This is a genomic window from Archangium lipolyticum (genome assembly GCF_024623785.1).
GTDB lineage: Bacteria > Myxococcota > Myxococcia > Myxococcales > Myxococcaceae > Archangium > Archangium lipolyticum.
This window is the reverse complement of sequence record NZ_JANKBZ010000001.1, coordinates 259833-280758: the sequence shown is the minus strand read 5'-3', so window position 1 is coordinate 280758 and position 20926 is coordinate 259833. Positions and strand designations below refer to the sequence as shown.

The window sequence follows — 20926 nt, the reverse complement described above, 5'->3', positions numbered from 1 at the left end:
CCTCGTCCGGGGTTAGAAGGGCGCGGTGTCGTAGCTCTTCCGGATCTCCACGACGGCTTCATCCAGGGAGTGGCCTTGCTTCACGGTCCTCTCGACGAGCTCCTGGATCTTCTCGAACCTGTCCTTTCCCTCCTTGAGGGCCAGGGTGACGTACTTGTCCAGCTCGACACTGTTCTTGGAGCGGGCCAGGTACGACAGCGGGATCGCGTGCTCGGTCCGGGTCCTCTTGGCGAGGGCCGCGTTCAGCGCCGACAGTCCCTTGCCCCGCTCTTCGTAGGTGTAGCGCTTCTCCAGCTTCTTGACCGTGTCGATGTTGAGCTTCGACTGCCGGAGGAGCTCGCCCGCGGCGCTCGCGAAGAGTTGCTTGTATCCGGCGGAGCGGCTCCGCAGGAGGGTGCGCAGCAGGTCGTAGCTCTTGCCGACGCCGAACGACGTGGCGCGGGTGGGAAGCGTGAGGAACTCCGCGTGGAGCCCCGCCTCCTGGAGGGCGCTGGAGAGGTCCTCATCGAGCGCCTCCTGTTCCTCCACCACCTGGCCGACCACGGTGGGTTTGTAGGGGAAGCTCCGGCGGCGGACGTACCAGAGCGAGGTGGCGTTGGAGAGGAGGTTGCTCCAGGAGGCATCGGCCAGGTTGGTCTGGGCGGACGAGGTGGTCGACTCCGCCGCGGCGGTCAGGGAGTGCGGAGCGTCCAGGGTGGGCGCGGTGGCCCGGGCGGGCAGGAGGGCCGACTTGCGGATCGAGAGGAGCCTGAGCGCCTCGCCCGGCTGGCGTCTGGCCACGAGTCCCGAGGCGGTGGCGCGCAGCTTCATCGTCCCGGTCTTCTCCGACGGCAGGAGGGTGGAGAGGGCCTGATCCATCTCCCTGCGTGGCACTGGCACCAGCACCAGCACCGAGACCGACGAGAGCTCCTCGCCCGTCCGCGTCAGGTCGATGGGGGAAAGGAACAGGCTCTCCTCCAGCAGCGCGCCGAGCTCGTCCTCGGGAACGACGGAGAGCTCCACGTCCACCTCGGGCGGGAAGAAGACCTCGTTGAGGTTCTTATCCACGGCCGCCACCGGCAGCGGACCGGCGGGGGGCAGGGCGAAGAAGTGGTCGCTCGCGGCGAAGCGCTCGCCCCGGTTGGTCTGCTTCCGGTCCTGAATCACTTCCTGCAGGTGCATCTGGTACTGCAGCAGATGCGCCTCGCGGAGCGCCCGCGGCGCCTGGCCGAAGCCCAGGAAGTCCGTCTGCTCCGAGCCCACCTCGCGCCGCACGAGGAACGTGTCGATCCACCGGACGACGCCATGGTCGAGCGCGATCATGGCGATGGGGAGCGCGTCCACCGGGGGGCGCATCCCCCCGTTGCGCACGAAGATCTCATGGGCCACCCGGGAGCGCCGCGACTCGAAGCCCGCGCCCGCCTGGCTGTCCGGGTAGGGCAGGAGGGTGATGGCGGTGGCCTCGATGATGTCGCCGTCATGCGCTGTGCGCGCGCCCCCCGCGGTGCTGGGGTACTGGGCCACCGGGTTGGCCGTGTACTCCACGGGGCGCAGCGCCACGATGTAGAGGCCGGAGCGGTTGCGCGCCGTCTCGCGGGGAATCTGCGCGAGCCCGAAGGCGGCGTCGAGCCGTTGGATCTCCGGGATGTCGTCCAGCCGGACGTTGGCCAGCGTTTTCGGGATGACCACCGCCTCGCCCGAGGGCGTGACGCCATGGCCGGCCGAGATCTCCAGCGAGCGGGGATCCGGACCCGCCTTCACGTGCAGGCCCGTCACCACGCCCACCCCTCCGCTGCGGCCCAGGTCCGCCTGCCGCGTGAGGAAGTAGGTCTGCTCGCGTGTCAGATCCTTGGCCGTCAGGAAGCGGCCGTCGAAGAAGAAGGAGCGCAGCCGCCGGCCATCGTGGACGAGGATTCCCGCCGTCTCGAGCTTGCTGACCACGGCCGGTTCGAGCTTCTCGCGCGCCGGCCCATTCATTGTGTCGCTCATCGAACCCACTCTCCCTGCGTTTCCGATGTCTAGATGCCCAGCCAGCGCGCCAGCGCCGCCACCGTGACGGCGAACGGGCGCATCTCGTTGTCCACGGCCACGACGCCCGTCCGGTTGCTCCGCCCGGAGCTGTCGGCGTTGCCGGTGACGCCGATCACCACCCGGGCGAGGAACACCCAGGCGGGATCCTCCACCGGCAGGTTGTTCTCGTAGCGCAGCTCATGGGGCAGGAAGTTGCTGCTCCAGAGCTTGTCCAGCAGGGCCGGACGCCCCGGGTGCCAGGACGAGAGAATGGCCTTCTTCAGGTCGCTGACGCGGGTCGCCGGATCCTGGTTCTCCTCGGGGCGCTCGGGCCAGGTCTTCCCGCCATCGGGCAGCGGCCAGGGGCTCGGGGGGACGGAGGGCGGATTCTGGCCCTGCTCGCCGCGCGGCACCAGCCGCAGCTCGTAGCCGTCCCTCAGGCGCGCGGGAGACACCGCGTCCGTCGCGTCGTAGAGGCCCGAGGCCATCGCCGGCGTCCAGCCGCGCTCGTACACCCGGAAGCGCAGGAAGAGGTCCGCCACGACGCCTTCCTCGGGCAGGTCGACCGCGGAGGGCCCGACGTTGAAGTGCTCATCGAGCCGCCTCACCAGCTTCGAGGGCTCCTGGCCCTCGTACCAGCGCTTCACCCGGATGCAGGACTTCGTGGTGACCTCCACGAGCCGGCCCAGCGGATCGATCGCGATGCCGGGAGAGACGACGATCTCCCCCACCTCCTTGGCCTTGGCCAGATCGGTCGGATCATCGGGTGAGACCTTGTGGTGGGGCTCGTAGGTGACGGAGAGGCCGGACGCCGTGCCGATCCCGTGCAGGGCCGAGAGCGCCCGCGCGAGCCGGCCGCGGTGGTACGACTGCTCCGCGACGAAGTCCGTGGTGTCCAGGAGGACGCCGGTCGCGTAGTACGTACGATCGGTCGCCTCGTTCTCGAGCAGCGGATCCTTGGGAGAGCCCATCGGCTAACCTCCTGCGTGAAGTCGTGGGTCGAGGCTGGGCGGGCGCTCGATCAGGTTCTTGCTTCCGAGCGCGCTGTGTCCCACGCGCATGGGTTCTGGCTTCGGTGTCGGGCCCAGGTACGTGTCGATGCCGATGAGTGAGGCCACCCCCACCATGAGGGGCTTGCTCGCCAGCTTCACCGAGAGGCTCACGTGCGCGGGGCTCTCCAACTCGGCCATGCGCTGGATGAGCCCGAACTCCCGCGCGTCGAAGCCCTGGTGCACCAGCACCGTGACGCGGTGGGCCAGCCGGCGGAAGAACTCCTCCACCGCCGCTTCTTCCTGGGCTGTGTTCGGGATGTCCTCCCCGAAGAGGGCGAGGAACTCCTTGTGCTGCTCGTCCCCCAGGAAGAGTGTGTCCCCCACGAACGAGTTGCCGCTGCGGTACAGGCCGGGCAGGAGCGGATCATCCTCGTCCGTCAGATCGATCCCGAGGATGGTGGAGAAGGTGCGGCGCAGCCGGAACTCCTCCACGATGACGAGGCCGCCCTGCGTCACGGCGCCCTGCGTGAGGGCATCCAGGGCGAGCGACAGGCCGCGCAGCGTGCCGCGCCAGGGGCGGATGCGCGGGGCGGCCTCCATCATCTGCCGCCGCCGCTCGCGCGGGAGGGCGGAGTCGAAGGAGAAGCCAATCCAGTTGGCCAGCCACTCCAGCGACTCCTCCGGCACCGTGCGCGGCTCCGTGAGCAGCGAGGCGCTCGCGATGCGATCCTCGATGGGCGTGAGGATGCCCTCGGCCAGGCCGAGGAAGCGCTCGAGGAAGTCCGCTGGAGTGCTCGGGCCCTCTTCGTGGGTCTCCTCGCCGAAGAGTTGCTCCCGGTAGAGCTCCGGCAGGTAGTGCTCGGCGTACGAGAAGCGGGGCGCATGGGCGCGGAGCGCGAAGAGCTCCGGGGTGGAGCGGCCATCGCCGACGAGCTGCACCTTCACCCAGAGGTAGCGGCCCCGGAGCGTCCGCACGCGCAGGCCCGCGCGCTGGATGAGGGCGGTGAAGAGGCCCCGGCGTCCTGGCTCGGGGGTGCAGGGCATCAGTCCGGGGTGGAAGGGCACCTCCGAGGAGGAGGGCAACCACACGCCACGGGGGACGTGGTTCGCGGCGCGCCCCGGAGCCACGTCACCGAAGACGTGCTCGTGCCAGTTCCTCGGCTCGCCGTCCTCGTCGTCCCCGGGGCGCAGGGGCGTGTTCGTCGCGGCCAGGAAGACGCGGATGCCGCAGCCGGGCGGGATGCTGGCCTCGAGGTAGAGCCGGTGCCAGACGGCCCGGGGGTTCCCGCCATCGAGCAGGGGCGCCTCGGGACCCGCCATGTTCCGCATGGAGCCTTCCGTCACGAAGGACGGGAGCGAGAGCGGGTGCAGGGGGGCGGGGGAGCCGTCCAGGGCGCGGTAGCGGGGTGGCGACTCCAGGCCGTGCAGGAAGGGGCCGCCGTCGTGCTCGGTGAGCGGGTAGTAGTCTCCGAGCGGGGAAGCGGCCTGGCCTTCCTTCCCGAGCAGGTAGGCCACGGCGATGACCGCCTCCGTGTCGATGCGCAGGAGCACGGCGATGCGATCGGCCGAGAGCCACGCGAAGCTGAAGGGCCTGCGGGCCTGCTCGAGGGTGATGGGAGCCGTCAGGCCGCTTCCCGTGAAGAAGCGCAGCCGCGCGTCATCCCGGGTCGCGCCAGCACGGGTGGCGTCGTACACCCAGCTCAGCAGGGCAACCCGGCCCTCGGGGCTGGTGGCGATGCCGACGATCACCTCGCCCTGGAGGGGAGGCGCGTCCAGGACGAGTGACATCCTGGGAGGATCCGTTTCCTCTCCCCGCGGGCGGAAGACCGGCGGGGCGCGCTCGCGGAGCACCTCCCGGGGCACGGGGCGGCCGGAGACCCGGGCGAGCTGGACCCGCGTGGTGTCGTTGGAGTCAGGGGGCACGAAGAGGGCGGTGGGACGCGGGATGGCGAAGACCCCACCCTGTGGAGCCGGGGCGAGCCGCCAGGCATCGAAGCCCTCCGCGGAGACCGTCGTCAGCTCCCAACGGTCGCGGGGCTCCTTCAGGAGGACCTTGCCTCCACCCGCGGCGACATACAGCACGTCATCGTGGCCGAGCACCAGGTCGGTGGGCAGGGTGAGGGGGTTGTTGGGATCGAAGGTGAGGAGACGGATCGGCTCGGCGCCCGCTCCCGCGGCCATGACGGCGCTGGCGGCCGGGTCCAGGTACGCCCAGGTTCCGAAGGCGTCGAGCGTGCCCGGCGTCCGGAAGAGGAGCTGCTCGGCATCCACCTGACTGTTCGTCTCGTCCCAGGAGATCGCCCCGGGAGAGCTCGCCAGACGCACGGAGCGGCGGCTCGCGTCCAGGTAGACGTCGGGAGGAGGAGGTGTCTCCTGGAGAGCGTCGGGAGACGGTGCCCCCGGGATGGGCTCCCACTGGCGGAGCGGGTCCGCCAACATCCAGAAGCGCAGTTGGTTGGCGTCCATGTCAGCAGACCTCGGGAACGACGGGCACGGCCACCCCTCCACCGGGGCCCGTTCCGCCGAACGGATCCGGCGCTCCACGCAGGTCGTCCGGCAGCCCGCCGTCCGCGTCGATGACCACGGCCATCAATTCGGGGAGCTGCCAGTGCCGGAGGACGAGCTCGACGGCCATGGCCGGATCCGGGCTCAGCGGCTTCCAGTTCGAGGTGGCCTGGCTGGTGAGCGCGGGGAGCGCGGAGCCGGACGGGCCTTTTTGTGTGTCCGAGGAGGCCGGGCGCACCTCGATGCGTGCCGAGGCCGCCCCGCCCGCCTGACGCGCGGCGGGAGAGAGGCCCACCATCGTCCCGGCGCTGAACAGGCGCACGCCGGTGATGGTGTCCACGCCGGGCACCTGGGCGATCGCCACCTCCAGCTCCCGGTCACGCACGGCGCGCGCGAGCGGCCAGCCCTCGCCCTTGGGCCCGCCGGGAGGCAGCGGCCACAACCAGCGGAAGAGGGCCTCGCGCACGGCGTTCACCACCGTCTCGCGGCCGAAGCCCTCGCGCACGGTGATGCCGGTGGCCACGCCGAGCGGCACGTACTCGCAGCCGATGACGTACAGCTCGGTGGCCAGCGGGCGGCGCGCGTCCAGGTGCGCGTGGACGGCCTCCAGGAAGGGGCGATCCGGGCGCGGATTGGGGGCGCGGAAGGCGCTGGAGGGAGGCAGCACCATGACGCTGACCACGCCGGGCACGTTCTCGCGGCGCTGGTGTGGCTTGAAGCGGGGCAGCACCTCCACGCGGCCCGGGGTCGCTCCCGGGCTGTCGGAGGCGAGCCACCGGTAGTCCTCGGCGGTGACGGCGCGCTGGCCGTGGCGCAGGGTGGCCGGGATGCGCCGCTCGGCCTCGGTGAGTGTCTCCGAGTCCTGTCCGCCCAGCGTGGGCAGGCTCTGCTCCACCTTCAGCGTGATGCCGGGCGCCTTCTTGTCGAGCGTGAGGGCGTTGACGCGGAAGCTCTTGAGGGTGCCCGGCGGGAGGTTGCCGGCCACACCGCCGCCCGCGCGCATCCGGGCCGCGCGCACGCGCATCCCCACGGGGGGAATCCGGCCCCTCATCCCATTGCCGAAGCGGACGGTGCCCGCCTCCGCGTCGAGCCGGAAGACGGCCGCGTCCCGCCCCACCGTCTCCAGATCCTCCACGGCGGCCCAGGGCCGGTAGCCCACGCCCGGCTCCTCCACCTCGAGTTGGAACGACTCGCGCTCGATGGAGCCCGTGGGCAGGCGCATCTCCTGGTCCGCGGCGCCGTCGCTCTGGCCGATGACGAGCGGAGCGAACGTGCGGAGCTGCTCGATTTCCACCGCGTTGATGCCCACCCAGCTCAGCGACAGGCGTGAGAGCTTCACGGTGGGCCGCAGCCGCAGCCACGCGACGAGGCGCCTGGCGCGGTTCACGTCATCCATGCGGGGGGGACGGTCCCCGACACCTGCTTTCAGATCGTCGCGGACCTCGTTGGGGGGCGCGTCGATGCCGTTGCCCGGCATGAGCAGATGGATGACACCGCGGCGGGTGAGGCCGAGCGTCGAGTCGTGGGACACCGTGAGCGGGTGGTAGGTGGGGTTGCCCTTCGCATCGACCGTACCGGTGAGCTCCCACTGGTGGGGGATGCGTGCGCGCGGGCCGATGTCCTCCATCAGCGCGGGCACCTCGATGGAGGGCATGACGCCCACGCTGAGCAGGCGGGGCGAGCCGTTGGAGCCCGTGGACAGCTCATGGCGCAGGGCCTCCACCGCCTTCTTCGTCGCGTCCTTGTCCTGCGTGTTCTTCACCTCGGGCGCGAGCAGGGCGATCCACAGGCAGCGGTCCACGGTCCGCTCGATGAGATCGAACCCGGCCGTCTCGGCGGCGCCATTGGGGAAGAGGGGCGTGGTGACGTAGTACGAGGCTGTCTCCCGGGGGCCGAGCCCGTAGACGCGGGACAGGCCCGGGAGCAGCCCGGCCATCTGCTTGCGCTCGGAGTCGGTGAGGGGCCGCTTGTAATAGGTCTCCGCCAACAGGGGCAGCACGGTGAGCTCCGTCCGCGTCTCGAAGGACACGGGCCCCTTGAGCTCGGTGGACGGCAGCAGCACCTGGGTGGACTGTGGCGTCGGGTTCTCGGCGTGCACGCTCACCACGCCGGTGGCGGCGGTGGCCGGCCGCATCTGGATGCCGAGCAGCTTGAGGAAGGCGAGCCGCTGCCGCTCGGGGATGAGGTTGGCCCGGTAGAGCACGGTGTCCGCCAGCCAGGCGAACAGCTCCAGCAACGTGCGCCCCGGGTCTCCCACGCGCGCGTGGGTCCACTCGGGGGTGTGCGCGGGAATGCGGGCGAGGAGCTCCTCGACGAGATCCTCGAAGTTCCGATCATCGAGACGGGGAGGGACGATGGGCATCCTAGGCTCCGAGATCCAGCGTCAGCCCGAGGCCTTGGATCGCGCCCGTCCGGCGCAGCCGGTAGACGAGCTCCACCCGGACATGAGAGGGCGCGTCATCGGCCTCCAGCACGTCGATGCGCTCCACGTCGACGCGTGGCTCCCAGCGGGACAGGGACTCCGCCACCAGGTCGCGGATGCGCCGGCGCGTCCCCAGCACGTTGGGCTCTCCGATGAAGTTCTCCAGGCCCGCGCCGAACTCGGGGCGCATGAGCTGCTCGCGCGGGCGGGTGCGCAGGATGACCTCGATGGATTGGCGCACGCTCGTCTCGAGCGTCGGGAAGTGAAGCTCCCCGCGCTCGTCGGGAACGGGCAGGAGCGGGAAGCCCACCAGGGGTCGTGCGGGATTCGTCATGACGTGCGTCTCCAAGCCGCCTCACGGAGTCCGGATCTGGGGAGGGCGTGGCATTGAGCGGGGCAGTGGGATGCAGATTTTGATGAAGGGCAGCCACCAGAAGATGATGTTCAGCAGGGCCAGGAAGATGCTCAGCACGATGAAGGCGCAGAGCGTGATGATCGGGATGTTGAATCCGCAGATCCAATCCACCCCGTCGCCATCTCCTGTCTTCGCTTTCTCCTCGAGGAAGTCCTTGGGCTTGTTGATCGAGAGCAGGTCGAAGACGTTGCGAGGCACCTGGAATGTGACGTTGGGCAGCAACGAGCGGACGCTCTTCCGGGTGACGGGAGGCAGGGCGACCTGCACGGGAGGAAGCCTGCCGTTCTCGAACCAGGGGGCGATCTCGAAGGGCGGACTGGGCGTGCTCCAGACGATGGCGGGCGGGCAGCCGTCGTCGCGCCGGACGCGGATGAATCCACGCACCTCGTAGAGGGCATCGGCGTTGTCGAAGCGTCCCCGCTGCGGCAGGAGCTTCTGGAGCCGGTTGAGGGAAGCGGAGGAGGCGGCGCGCACGAGGTCGGCGACGTCGGCCTTCGACAGGCGTGGCCAGCTCCTGGGCATGAGGAAGGTCTTCTTGTTTCTGTCGGCCTTGTCCGAATGCTCGAGCACGAAGACCTCGGCGGCCTCCGCGAGCGCCGTGCCCATGGGGCGGCTCGTACCGCCGTAGTCGAGCCGGAGCCGGTTGAGGGCCGGGAGCAGGCCCTCCTTCGGATCGAAGGCGTTGAAGATGCTGATCAGCTTGCGCAGCATCGCGACGAACTGGTCGAGCTGCTTCTCGGCCAGCGGGCGCTTCGCGGCGGGGATCTCCATGTCCGCGTTGATCTCGTCCGCGTAGTGGAACGAGTAGCGCTTGCCGGTGAGCTCCTTCATCAGCTCCACGCCCACGGCATCCGAGAAGTAGGGCGCCAGGAGCTCGCGCAGCTCCTGCTCGTCGTACCGGTGGGGCTGGGCCGCCTTGTTGGAGACGGCCTCGGAGCTGGCGACGGGCACCAGGCCGTACAGGACGGTGCGCTGCGCGGCGGCGCAGACGTGTGGCGGTGCCACGAAGAGCAGGGAGACGCTCTCCTCGTAGGGAGGAGATGCCCCGAGCGCGTTCTCCACCAGGGCGTTGAGCTGGGGCGGGCCCACGGGGAAGGCGGCACCCCGGCGCGCCGGATCGGGATCCCGATCGAGCTCGCGCGCATCCTCCAGGGGCACCCAGCCGTGCACCTCACCGCGCAGCTTCATCCACCCCTCGGTCTTCTTCGTCTGGGGGTTGATCCGCCGGACCACCAGCCCGGTGCTCTCGATCTTCGCGGGATCGAGCCGCGGCTCACCGAAGACGTCGCACGCGGCCTCGAAGACGGCGAGGTGGAAGGAGCGGTGCACGGGCTGGTACAGCTTGAGCCCCTGCACGCGCTGCCCCGCGTTGCGCACCGTACCGGCCAGGAGCTTGCGGCCCTCGTCGCTGCCCAGCTCCCCGAGGAACGCCGAGATGAAGTCCTCGTCGGTGCGCTCCACGAGCACCGGACGCTTGTCCTGCACCGGCATCGGCCGGCCGCTGCCCTTGTCGAAGTCGAGACCGCGGAAGAGGATCGGGTGGTCGCCTACCATACGTTTCCAGCTCCAGGCGTGTAGGTCGCGGCCACGACGGTGGTGGCCTGGAGGACGTCGCACTTGACGATGCCGGCGAAGGTGGACATGGCCGCGTTGACCTGGACCTGCGCGGCGCTCACCTCGACACGGCTGGCGGAGACCTTGACGGACAGGGGCGTCTCCACCGTGACACCCTTCGTGTCCAGGGTGACCGTGTTGCCGGCGGCCTTGAGGACGAGCTTGCCTCCCTCGGACTGGGTGAGGGTGACGTCCTGGCCACCGGGCGTGGACAGGGTGAGGGTCGCCTGTCCCTGCGTCTCCTCGACGATGGCGATGCGGCTGCCCTGCGCGCTCACGAGCGTGTAGCGGTCCACGCGCTGCTTGCCGCCGCCGAGCGTCTCGGGAGGACGGGCGGAGCCATTCCAGAGCCCGCCGACCACGAGCGGCTGGCGGGGATCTCCATTGACGAAGACGAGGGCCACCTCGTCCTCGACGTCGGGCAGCAGGAAGGCGCCACGCCCTGCACCGGCGAAGGGGACGGCGACACGGGCCCAGAGGGTGGCATCCGCATCCCCCGTGTCCTCGGGCGTGCTCACCAGGCGGACCTGCACGCGAGCGAGATCCTCTGGATCATTCACGGAGATGACGCGGCCGAGGTAGGTGCCATGCATGCCTCCGAGGCGGGGCAGCGGCGGTGGAACGGGCAGGGGCTGCATCAAGGACCTCCCAGGAAGGCGCACTCGGCCTCGAAATCGGTCTCGTACCCGCGCGTCAGGTCGTAGCGGTGGCAGGCGCGCACGACGTAGTAGGTGTTGTCGTAGCGGCGGCCCATTCCCCGGAGGGAGACGTGGGTGCCCACGCGAAGGGCGGGGTTGCCCTCGGCGGTGCCCTCCACGCAGACGAAACGGCGGGCGCGCTGATCGAAGGCCGCGGTGGCGATGGCCCGTGCCTCGTCGTCGGTCGTCGCGGGGACGTCCCCGAGGTGCTCCGTGCGCTCGCCCAGTGTGTCGCGGAGCACGTTCGCGCCCCGCCGGCCCGAGCCGGGGCCCAGGTTCTCTCCGGTGCCGAGGCCCGACACCCGCCGGCCCGCGATCGCGTTCCACCCGGTGGCCGTCACCCCGGTGACCTGGTGGGCCAGGTCCACGATGACGCGTGCGCGGTGGAGCTGGCTGTAGAGCGCGAGCTCCACCACCCCCCGGCGCACGTCCTTGCGCGGGGCGACGTGGAGCTCCTCTCCCACCACCTGCAGGTCGCCGTCATGGGCGGAGAGCAGGCGCCGCAGGAAGGCCAGGTCACTCTCGTTGAGCTGCACCTGGGTGCCGAGGCTCTCGGAGAAGCCGGAGATGACGGGGCGCATGTTCAACCGGGCGGCGACTTCCCGGGCCAGGGCGCCGATGCTGAGGTCGTCGTAGACCTTGGTGCGCCGTGCGAGCCGGGCCCGCTGGAGTGCATCCTCCGCGAGCACGATCAGCTCGGGCACATCGGCGCCCTCGAAGCTCGCCTCCAGGCCCGTGATGATCCCCCGGAAGATCTCCCGCGGGGCGGCTTCGTCACCGGAGTAGATGGCGATGGAGGCCCCCAGCCGGATGATCGACTCGTCCTCGAAGGCCAGATCCATCTGTCCATCCTCGAAGCGCGCCGTGTTCTCCAGACGCAGCTCGAGCGAGGACATGCCCCCCTCCGACTCCGTGAGGCGCATGGAGAGGAGGAGCGCCTTCACCTTGTCGGAAGCACGGCCGTCGATCCGCACCGTGGGGTGGGCGGAGTAGACCAGCGATGTGCTCAGTGCGCGTTCAGCCATCGTTCCCGTCCTCCATCCTCAGTCCGCGGCGAGCCTCGTCCGGCGCCACGCCCTGACCCGCAGCTCGCGCTCGACGGCGTCGGCGTGGGAGGCGTCAGGGGTGGCCTGCGCTCCCTCCGCGCCCGTCTCGTCCGCCGGAGACGGCTCCGGTTCCGACGGTCCTCCCGCGACACTGCCGACCACTTCTCCAATCGAGACGATTCCCATGGCTCATTCCTCCTCGAAGCGGATGCGGATCCGTTTCCTCTCGTCGAGGCTCGAGCCCTGATCCTTCATCCGTCCGCCCAGCTCGAAGACGGCGTCGCCATCCGCGGCATGGGTGTAGGTCTCCACGTTGCGCACCAGGCGGCTCGTGTCGAGGCGCGCGGTGGGGGCGGAGGCGAGGGCGCTCACCCTCAATCCGGCGAAAGCTCCCTGGGATGCCGGGATGCCCGCGGAGGAGCCACCACCGAACGACGAGCTGAAGCCCGCGGAAGCGCTGGCTCCGGTCGCACCGAGGCCCGCGCCAAGACTCGCGCCAAGACTCGCGTTGGCGGCGAGGCTCGCTCCCGGGACCGTGAAGGCCGCGGGAGGCGCGAGCGGCACCGAGGCATCCACGGTGAGCGTGGGCGCGCGCGGAAAGCGCATGCTCTCCTCGCCGTTCATGGCCGCGATGGCTCGCCCGGCCGCGGGAGCGCCCGCTTGCGTGGCGGTCACCGTGGTGGAGCCTCCTGTCGGAGGGGCTTCGACCTGGGCCGCCTGATTGGCGCTCCCGCCGCCACCTCCACCACCGCTCTCACCGCCACTCCAGCCGACGCCATCCTGCGTGGGTTTGCCGCGCGAGAAGATGTCCTTGGTCTTCGTCATCGTGATGGAGACCGTGGAGCGCAGCGGAACACCCTCCACCGAGAAGAAGTCGAGGGTTTCCTGGTAGGAATCCACGATGCCGGTGAAGGCGAAGGCACCCCAGTCGAACGTGGTCTGCGGAGGTGGCCGCTCCTTCTCGCCCAGCAGGCGCGCGACCTCCACGGTCTGGTCACACACGTTCTTGTGCGTGTCCGTCGTGTCGAAGATGAGCTCCACCGAGAGCTTCGCCGAGCCCTCGTTGACCACCTGCTGGCCTTCGTTCTTCGTGCCCTTCTTGCCCAGGCCGAGCTTGGTCGTCAGGGTGAGCCGCAGCGTGGCCGGGTTGAAGTGGGCCACGATCGGCTTCCTGCCCTGGACCAGGAGCTTCGCGGGCTCGGGCTTTGGCACGGGTTTCGGAGTGATCATCGTGTCATCCCGCCTTCGTATCGAGGGTCAGCCCTTCGTGGGCGAGGTGCAGCTCCTCGATGCCCACCTCGGTCCCCCGGGCGTTGAAGTCCGCCGCCTTGAACTTGATGGGGAGCGCCCGATCCAGCCTCCACGTGAGCACGATCTCCTGCTTCATCACGGGATTCTCCCTGGAAGCGGAGTTGACCCACCGCTTGAGATGGATCTGCACCGAGCGGCGGTGTCCGTAATCCCCGGTGGCCACCCGCTGGAACCACTGGAAGAGCCTGCCATCGCGGGAGATGCCACGCTTGAGCACCACCGTCGCGAACGTCACCGGCCCCACCCGTTGATGGGCCCCGTAGTTGTACCCGCCGGCCTTGATGACCTTGGGCTCCATGGTGGCCTCCAGGCCCGTGCACTCGGAGAAGGCACCCGCGAGGGAAGGGGTCTGCGTCCCCTCGCTTCCCGCGAGCGGCTCATCCTGGAAGGCGAGCTCGAATTGGAACGTGAAGAGCGGATCGATCGGCTGGCTCATGGCTCTTCCTCCATCCGCAGCGAGATGGGGCCGCCCTCGACCAGGGTCAGGACGACATGGATGCGCTCGATGGCCGCCGCGGCGTCGAACACCACCTCCGCCACCAGCCTGCCGGCATCCAGATCATCCTGCGTCATCGTGGTCCGGTCGCAGCGGACCTGGAATGCCTCGCGCGCGGTCGTTCCGCGCAGGGCACCCGCCTCCCAGAGCCGGACGAGGACGAACTCGATCCGCTGCGTCAGGTCGCGCCAGGTGCGCTCATGGGAGGGCTCGAACAGGACGTTGTGGCCCGCCCGCCGGAGGGCGCGGATGAGCACGGAGAACAGCCGGTTCACTCCGCCCTGCCGCCAGCTCTCGAGGGGGCTGGTGGTGACGTCGGAGAGGACGCGGAGCCCGCCGGGAGTCGGTCCGAGCACGGACACCCGTTCCGGCAGGGGGCGCACGGCCTGTCCGCCGTTCACGGAAGGGGGCATGGAGAGCGTGCCCCGGCCGAGAACGGGAAAGAGCTCGTGGACGTCCGCCAGGCCCAGGTTCATCACGCTCCGGAACGAGCCTCTCAGGAGCGCGTTGCGGGCGAGCACGCCGGCTAGCAGACCGTCGGGGCTCTCGAGCTCCTCGGGCAACAGGGCCGAGCCGGGCGTGCGGACCCACGGGTAGACGAGCTGCACGAAGGCGCTCTGGAACCGCGCGAAGTGCTCGTGGGCGAGCAGGAAGGCGTAGGGGTTGTCCTCGGTGAGCTCCTCGGTGAAGGACGTGTGCGTGCCGGCGCGCTCGCTCGTACCCGGGTAGGGGAGGGGCAGGGCCGCCACGAGCTGTACATCACGCAGATAGCGGCTGCTCAGCAGCTCCTTCACCCTCTCCAGGAATCGAGCCCAGGCGCCGTATCCCTCCTGGTCACACCGGGGCGCGGTCCGCGTGGAGAAGAATGAGTCCAGGGGCGCCGGGAGCTCCTGGGTACATTCGACGAAGACCTCCGGGGGCCGCGGAGGCTCGATGGGAGGAGGCAGGGGCTTGCCATCCATCGCGACCGCGGCGGCGAGGTCCGGCAGGCAGAGGAACGACACATCCGGCAGGCCGAAGAGGTGCGCCGCCCCATGCCAGGTGCTCCGGTCGATGGGCGAGGCGCGAAATAGCTTCCCGGTGCCGGGGAGCAACTTCTCCAGCGAGGAGAGGCGGGTTGGCCGATCGGCTCCCTCGAGCCAGGGATCGGCCATGCGGATGACGTAGCACTTGCGCCCGCCCTGGGCGAAGAACGAGCGGACCGCGGCGCCCAGGTACGTTCCCTCCCAGTCGAAGTGCCGGTCGAAGTCGTTCCAGCGCTCGATGGGCGCTGGCACGTCCTCCAGGAGCGGGGACTGGCTCCACCCGTTCTCCAGGAGCCATGTCCGGATCTCCGGAGAGATGGGCGCGCTGGAGCGGCGGATGAAGCCCACGAAACAGGCGATGTCCGCACGCTCGGGCGCACTCACTGGCGCACGGGCTCTGGCTTCGAAGACGAGGCCGCTCATCCCTGACCCTCACCCATCCCTCGTGATGTCCCGGGCTACGCCACGTTCGGGAAGCCCATCTGGATGTCCTCGGCGGAGAGCACCAGCTCCTCCATCGCGACATCACCCCCGCCCTTGGCCGCGAGCGTCGGTCCCGTGTACTTCATGGGTGTCACGTTGAGGAGCTTCCAGGACTGCACCGCGGTATGGGTCTCGTCCTGGAGCGTGATGAGCACGAACTCCTTGCGGCCCTCCACGCCCCGGGCCCGGACGTCGCGGATCCACTCCCAGATGACGGCGGAGGCGACGACGCCCCGCTTGAGCGTGACGTCGCCCGTCTTGAAGATGCCGGGCACCTTGCGGACGTGGTTCACCTGGTCGCTGCCTTCACGGTACTCGGCCATGGTGAACTCGGTGGACAGTCCCGACACATCCGAGAAGCCGCCGAAGGCCGTGTCCTCGCCGGCGAAGCTGATGACGAAATTGAATGCACCGTAGGGAGTCTTGCGCGGCATGTGGGTGGTCCTTTCTCCTAGCTGCGGGCATCAGCGGTCTTCTGGCCGATCCGGAAGATGACGAACTCGGCGGGCTTCACGACGGCCACGCCCACAAGGCAGATGAGCCGGCCGTTGTCGAGATCGTCCTGGGTCATGGTGCTGCGGTCACAACGGACGAAGTAGGCCTGCCTCGGGTCGCTGCCGAGCAGGGCCCCCGAGCGCCACTGCGTCTCCAGGAAGCTGCCGATGGTCTCGCGGATGTTGGCCCACAGCCGCTCGCCGTTGGGCTCGAAGACGGCCCACTGCGTGCCGAGGTCGATGGAGCGCTCCAGGAAGTTGAAGTAGCGCCGGACGTTCACGTACTTCCACTCGGGATCCGAGCTCGCCGTGCGCGCGCCCCAGACGCGGTAGCCGCGCCCCGGGAAGAAGCGCAGGCAGTTGATGCCCTGCGGGTTGAGCGACTCCTGCTGCGCGAAGTTGACGTCGATCTGGAAGCGGAGGGCGCTGCGCACCACCTCGTTGGCCGGCGCCTTGAAGACACCGCGCTCCACGTCGTTGCGCGCGTAGATGCCGCAGATGAAGCCGGAGGGCGGCAGGGCGATCTCCTTGGGGATGCGATCGTTGCCCGGCCGGGCCAGCGGGTTGGACACCACCACCCACGGGAAGTAGAGCGCCGCGTGCTTCGAGTCGATCTCCCCGCGCCACTGGCTGACCTGGCTGAGCAGGCCGTGGGTCGACGCGTCGGGCGTGTCCAGCACCGCGATGCGGTACGCGCGCCGCTTCTCGACACGCTTGATGAGCTCGTTGCGCACCGCTCGCGCGGTGCTCTCGCCATAGGCCGAGGAGCCCGGGGCGGCGACGATGGAGATGTCCTCGATGTTGGCCAGCACATCGAGCGCGTCCGCGTACTGCTTGTCGCCAGGGGGCGAGCCGTCGCTGCCTCCCGCCAGGGGGAAGTTCTTGGCCTCTCCATTGTCCAGGAGCTGGCTGAACAGGGTCAGCCCGGTGGCTACCGGGTCGAGCTGGATGGCATACAGCCGCTGGATGGCCTCGAGCTGCCGGGTGGGCTTCTCCGACAGGACGCTGCCGATCCACCGGGGGTGCTGAGGATCCAATCCCACGTCCTCGTAGAGCGCTTCACGGCCGGCACCATCCCGGGTGCTGATGCGCAGCGTGACGAACTCCCCCACGGCCGCGTCTTGCTCGGACGGAAAGCCGCTGGCCGACGTCCCGCCGCTGTCGACCCAATCCGTGTCCTTCTTGATGAAGGTGCGCGCGCCGGGCTCGCCAGTGGCGGTACCCGCCCCCAGTCCGAGCGGAGGCCCACTGCCCTTCCAGGCGAGACTGGCGGTGGTTCCCATCTCCGCGGTTCGCAGCGCCACCTTGCCATCGAGGAAGATGGCATGGATGCCCGCGCCGCGAAGGGCCCGGTCGAGCTCCTGCAGGGAGACCTCGTCGAGCTTCTTGACCTTGGCCACCCCCAACGTCCCCACGATGCCGAGCTCGCTGTTCTTCTTCACCACCAGCGAGGGAAGGTGCGTGCCGATGATCAACGCGCCATTGTCCAGCCGCGCGTAGCAGCCCTGGAGCCGGCTGTTGATCGTGTCGACAATCTCCTGGGGCGGCGTTTCCGCGGTCAGCTGGATGCCGGGCTGTGGGGTGCCATTGAGCACGATGTCGAGCGTGGTGTCGGCATCCAGCTTCTCGAGTGGGGTGACGGCGGTCAGCTCGACCTTGTCCGTGACCAGGTGGATGGAGACGGCTTCCTTGGTCTGGCCCAGCTCGAACGTGAGCGTCGTGTGACCGGAGAGATCGAAGGGCGCCGCCGCGGTCCCCTTGAGCACGGCCGACGAGCCGCTGCCGATCAGGATCGTCCCGGCCGGGGCATTGTTCATGCCCCTGACGGTGGCGGGGCTCTTGATGGGCTGGACGGTGATGGTGCCGTTGCCCACGCTTCCCTTGAAGCGAGCGGTGAACTTCGTATTGCCGCCCACGGTGGCCGACGCGAACCCCGCGTCCAGCGGGACGACGCGCGAGACGTAGAGGCGGGAGCCGCCCTCGTCGAAATAGGCCCGGACCGAATGCGCCAGGTAGTTGGTCGCGGGGTGGGGGGCCTTGTAATCGAAGTCGTCGAGCCCGCCATAGGTGCGCTCGAAGTCCGCGAAGCTCGTGAGGAGCTCCGGAGTTCCACCCGAGGGACCGGTCAGCGTGGGCCCGGCGAAACCCGTGGTGCTGGTACTCACCCCTTCGATGGACTTGGAGCGGAAGCTGGTCTCTTCGACGTAGACGGCTGGTGCGAGGTATTCAGGCACGTGAGCCCTCTCTTATGAAGTCGGGATCGGGATCCGACGGTTGGTTTCCAGGCCAGAGGCAACCTGGAGGGTTAGTGGCAGCGGGGTGAAGCTCTGGTCTGGGACGTCCGGATCCGGCAGGCCCGCCACGCTGGGGGCGAGGGCGGACTCCAGGGTCGCGGAGAAGATGCGATGGCTGAGGGACTCGCCTTGTTCGTGGCCCCACCGGATGATGGGAATGCGTGGCACGAGCAGCAGTGCCTCTCCCCGCTCATCCGACAGCCCGAGCCCCTTGATGGCGGGCTTGTCCAGGAGGTCGACGCGGAGACGGAGCACCCTCCGGGCGGCGAGCGGGGCGTTCTGCTCATTCGTGAGTGAGAGCCGCACCACGGCGCTGCCCGGAGAGGGCCGGGCCGTGGGCGCCAGGTACATCCTCACGTCCACCGGTTCGAACACCGCGTCCTCCACGCCGAGCGGTAGCTCGAGGGAGAAGCTGCGTGGGAGGTGGCGCCCGCTCGGATCGACGACGGAGAGGGTGAAGGAGCGCGGAGCCGGCCCCGGCTCGGGCGGCGCCTCGAAGCGGGCGGTGTAGTCCTCCAGGCCGGGAGCCTCGGTGATGACATACAACCCCCACCGGTTGCGTACCACTCTCACCCCGTCGCCAGAGACGGCGAGCGGGGGGGTGAGTGGCTGCTCCGTCTCCCCATCGAGGAAACGGACGGCGGCCAGGGCGCGGCTGTCGAGTGACTCCAGCCTCACGCGCCATTTCCCTTGTGGGTGATGGAGAACCGCCTGGCCACCACGGGTTTTCCTGTCGGACCGAGCTCCGGTTCGATCTGGACGACCCGCGCGATGTACGAGGCGCTCAGGGCGTAGGGACGCTGGAACGTATCCCAGATGCGCATGAGATCCTCGTTGCTCAGTTCCGCGGGAATGAGTTGGATCAGCTCCTCCGGCTGCCAGCCACCATCATCGTTGAGGTCCGACGCGCTGAGCGTCTGGTGATTGTGGAGCACGTGCATCGCCCAGGTGAACAGGCGGTGCTCGTCCTTGGCGTTGTCTGCCCAGACGGTCAACAGGTAATGCAGATCGAGCGAGAGCGGCGGAGGCGCATTCGAGACGAGACCCGTATAGGCCTGGTTGCGCAGGTGCTCGTTCATCGTCACACGATAGAGATAGAGTGTCAGCGCCGGCCGGCTCTGGACGGGATCCGGTGATTCCGCTCCGCCTCCCAATTCCTTGCTCGACACCAGCGTGAATTGAGGATTCGCGCTCAGATCCAGATCGACTCTCTGAGCCGGAGGCAACGCCTGATAGGCCTGGTAGGCCGTGGTGAAGTAGGAGACCAGCGATTCGCCGATGGAATGAATTGCAAGGAGATTCGCCATGCCCCCCCCTTGGGAACCAGACGCCTTTGCACTTCTCGGGAATGTTGAGACCCAGCTCGCCTGGGGCCTTCGGTCCTTTGTGAAGGCAGATGGACCCTACGTGAAACCAGATCGATTTTCAAGATTCAAACATTTTGTCACCCTGGAAGTCATTCGGCTTCGCGGACTGGTGAAGTCGTGATCGTACGTATGAGGTTGGATTTGTGATTACAGCCTCATGTGATGTTTTCGGCCGTCGGTGAAAGCTCCGCCGGTTTCATGCTTCCAGCATCGGGCGGGCTCAATCCGAGACGACGTCCACGCGCCCTTCCCGCACCTGCCAGCGTGAGGAGGTGCACCGCCGCGCGAAGTGCGTGTCGTGTGTCACCAGCAGCAGGGCTCCCGGGTACTCGCGCAGGGCCGCCTCCAGGCGCTCGATGGAGGGCAGATCCAGGTGGTTGGTGGGCTCGTCGAGCACGAGCGCCCAGGCGTGCTGCCCGAGCCCCCGCGCGATGAGCAGCTTGCGCGCCTCGCCGGGCGAAGGTTGCTCCGTGGCGAGCAGGCGATCCGGATCCACCCCGAGCGCCGCCACCAGCGACAGCACGCGGCCCTTCTCCTCGGGAGGCAGCTCGCGCACCGAGTCGAGTGCTTCCTCGGACTCTTCCGCGCTCAGGTCCTGTGGCAGGTACAGCACACGCTCCAGGGGAATCCGTGCCTGGTCGAGCAGTGCCCGCAGCAGGGTGCTCTTGCCGGCGCCATTGGGGCCCTCGATGCGGATGCGGGCGTCCCGTGGCACGTCGATCCGCAGCGGGCCGAACAGCTCCACCTCGCCCGCGCGCAGCCCGGGTAGATCGAGGCTGAACAGCAGCGCGTGCGGCGGCCGGACGTAGTCGACGAACACGGAGCGGCCGAGCGTCTTCTCCACCTCGATGGACTCGACGGCGGCGGCGGCGCGCTCCACTTCGCGGCGGGTATTGGCCACGCGGCGGCCGTGCTGTGCGTCCGCCCAGCTCGCGAGCGTCGTGGCCCCCATGCCGCGCGCGTCGCTGTCGTACTTGTTCCTCATCCGGACGCCGGTGTTGCGAGCGGCGGATGCTGCCTCCTGGTCACGGCGCGTCTGCACGAGCCGTTGCTGGAGGCGCCGCTGCTCGTCCTGCGCCTGTTGCCTCGCGGTGCGCCGGGCATCCAGCTCGGACTCCCAGGCCTCGCGGGCCGCGGAATAGCTCCCCGGCCAGAGCTGCACCGAGCCCGCGTGCACGCGCAGCGTGGCGGTGGTGAGGGACTCGAGCAGCTCGCGGTCGTGCGAGACGAGCACCCCGACTCCCCGGAACCGGCGCAGGGCGGAGATGAGCCACTCCCGGGCCTCGGCGTCCAGGTGGTTGGTGGGCTCGTCGAGCAGCAGCACGTCCGGCTCCCGCGCGAGCGCGGCGCCAATCTGCCAGCGCTTGCGTTCACCCGGGGAGAGCGTGGGCCACCGCTCGAGCGCGGTGGGATCCAACCCGAGCTGTCCCAGCATCCGCCGAGAGCGTGAGTCGAACGCCTCCGCGAGCGCGGTGATGTCGGGGGTGATCTCCTCGACACGCTGCGGGCAGAGGTGGACGAGGGCCGAGGGCGGCTCGAAGCGGAGGTGCCCCTCCGAGGGCTGGAGCTCGCCGGAGATCAGGCGCAGCAGGGTGGACTTGCCGGCCCCGTTGGAGCCGACGAGGCCGGTCCAGCCCGTGGGCAGGTGGAAGTCCGCCTCGGAGAAGAGGGGAATGGCGTCGGAGAACGCGAAGGAAACGCCGTGGGCGCGAACGAGTGACACGAGGAACTCCGGAATCGTTCCGGGCACGCACGAGGGGCCCGGGGGTTGGCTG

At 69.3% G+C, this 20926-nt stretch carries 17 protein-coding genes; all 17 read right to left on the bottom strand.

Translation table 11 applies throughout. The features are described from left to right. Positions 1–12 precede the first annotated feature (12 nt). Entirely contained in the window at positions 13–1968 is a 1956-nt protein-coding gene (locus tag NR810_RS01010; RefSeq protein WP_257446362.1) for a hypothetical protein, read from the bottom strand. Positions 1969–1997: 29 nt separating this feature from the next. Beyond that, a complete protein-coding gene (locus NR810_RS01005) occupies positions 1998–2960 on the bottom strand; it encodes a hypothetical protein (protein WP_257446360.1) in 963 nt (320 codons plus the stop codon). A 3-nt stretch (positions 2961–2963) separates the two neighbouring features. Beyond that, positions 2964–5447: a phage tail protein gene (locus tag NR810_RS01000; protein ID WP_257446359.1), complete on the bottom strand. Its 2484-nt coding sequence runs from the start codon at positions 5445–5447 to the stop codon at positions 2964–2966. A gap of 1 nt (position 5448) precedes the next feature. Continuing rightward, positions 5449–7848 (bottom strand): putative baseplate assembly protein, encoded by a 2400-nt coding sequence (locus tag NR810_RS00995; RefSeq protein WP_257446357.1) that lies wholly within the window; start codon positions 7846–7848, stop codon positions 5449–5451. 1 nt (position 7849) lies between these two features. Then, positions 7850–8242: a GPW/gp25 family protein gene (locus NR810_RS00990; RefSeq protein WP_257446356.1), complete on the bottom strand. Its 393-nt coding sequence runs from the start codon at positions 8240–8242 to the stop codon at positions 7850–7852. Positions 8243–8263: 21 nt separating this feature from the next. Then, positions 8264–9877, bottom strand: a complete 1614-nt coding sequence (locus NR810_RS00985; protein ID WP_257446353.1) for a hypothetical protein — start codon at positions 9875–9877, stop codon at positions 8264–8266. After that, positions 9871–10575, bottom strand: coding sequence for a phage baseplate assembly protein V (locus NR810_RS00980; RefSeq protein ID WP_257446350.1), 705 nt, complete (start codon positions 10573–10575; stop codon positions 9871–9873). The genes NR810_RS00985 and NR810_RS00980 overlap by 7 nt, the downstream gene beginning before the upstream one ends. After that, the gene (locus tag NR810_RS00975) at positions 10575–11660 is read right to left on the bottom strand and encodes a phage late control D family protein (protein WP_257446347.1); all 1086 of its coding nucleotides are present in this window, start codon (positions 11658–11660) and stop codon (positions 10575–10577) included. The genes NR810_RS00980 and NR810_RS00975 overlap by 1 nt, the downstream gene beginning before the upstream one ends. 18 nt (positions 11661–11678) lie before the next feature. Further along, positions 11679–11867, bottom strand: coding sequence for a hypothetical protein (locus tag NR810_RS00970; RefSeq protein ID WP_257446345.1), 189 nt, complete (start codon positions 11865–11867; stop codon positions 11679–11681). Between the two features lie 3 nt (positions 11868–11870). Then, positions 11871–12911, bottom strand: coding sequence for a CIS tube protein (locus tag NR810_RS00965; protein ID WP_257446343.1), 1041 nt, complete (start codon positions 12909–12911; stop codon positions 11871–11873). 4 nt (positions 12912–12915) lie between these two features. Further along, the gene (locus NR810_RS00960; RefSeq protein ID WP_257446341.1) at positions 12916–13428 is read right to left on the bottom strand and encodes a phage tail protein; all 513 of its coding nucleotides are present in this window, start codon (positions 13426–13428) and stop codon (positions 12916–12918) included. Beyond that, a complete protein-coding gene (locus tag NR810_RS00955) occupies positions 13425–14936 on the bottom strand; it encodes a phage tail sheath protein (protein WP_257446339.1) in 1512 nt (503 codons plus the stop codon). Before NR810_RS00955 ends, NR810_RS00960 begins: the two co-directional genes overlap by 4 nt. Before the next feature lie 35 nt (positions 14937–14971). After that, on the bottom strand, positions 14972–15430 hold the full coding sequence (locus NR810_RS00950) for a phage tail protein (protein ID WP_257446338.1): 459 nt from the start codon (positions 15428–15430) through the stop codon (positions 14972–14974). 17 nt (positions 15431–15447) lie between these two features. Then, entirely contained in the window at positions 15448–17724 is a 2277-nt protein-coding gene (locus NR810_RS52550; protein ID WP_257446335.1) for a phage tail sheath family protein, read from the bottom strand. Positions 17725–17736: 12 nt separating this feature from the next. After that, entirely contained in the window at positions 17737–18462 is a 726-nt protein-coding gene (locus NR810_RS00940; protein ID WP_257446332.1) for a hypothetical protein, read from the bottom strand. After that, positions 18459–19091: a DUF4255 domain-containing protein gene (locus NR810_RS00935; RefSeq protein WP_257446331.1), complete on the bottom strand. Its 633-nt coding sequence runs from the start codon at positions 19089–19091 to the stop codon at positions 18459–18461. Before NR810_RS00935 ends, NR810_RS00940 begins: the two co-directional genes overlap by 4 nt. A 280-nt stretch (positions 19092–19371) precedes the next feature. After that, positions 19372–20874 carry an ATP-binding cassette domain-containing protein gene (locus NR810_RS00930; RefSeq protein ID WP_257446330.1) on the bottom strand — a complete coding sequence of 501 codons (1503 nt, stop codon included), beginning with the start codon at positions 20872–20874 and terminating at the stop codon, positions 19372–19374. Positions 20875–20926: the final 52 nt, after the last annotated feature.